At 63.9% G+C, this 393-nt stretch carries 1 protein-coding gene; it reads left to right on the forward strand.

The features are described 5' to 3' along the window. The coding region (locus BST14_RS28395) for an integrase core domain-containing protein (protein WP_142279704.1) at positions 1-393 on the forward strand (393 nt) is incomplete at both ends.

Here is a 393-nt window from a genome sequence, read left to right on the forward strand (position 1 = left end):
TTCCAGTTCGACGTCACCACCGACGGGCGGCCGATCAAAATCGTCTCCATCGTCGACGAACACACCCGCGAGTGCCTGGGTGGGATGGTCGAGCGCAGTATCACCGGCGAACACCTGATCGCCGAGCTCGACCGCCTGGCGGTCGAACGAGGCTGCTACCCGACGGTGCTGCGGTGTGACAACGGCCCCGAATTGGCCTGCGGCGCAATGGCTGACTGGGCCGCCGGTCAGGTCGGGCTGCACTTCATCCCACCCGGCGAGCCGTGGCGAAACGGCTACATCGAATCCTTCAACTCCCGCATCCGCGACGAGTGCCTGAACATCAACAGCTTCTGGTCACTAGCCCAGGCCCGGGTGGTCATCAGCGACTGGAAACACGACTACAACCACCAC

The organism is Mycobacterium arosiense ATCC BAA-1401 = DSM 45069 (assembly GCF_002086125.1).
Classification (GTDB): Bacteria; Actinomycetota; Actinomycetes; order Mycobacteriales; family Mycobacteriaceae; genus Mycobacterium; species Mycobacterium arosiense.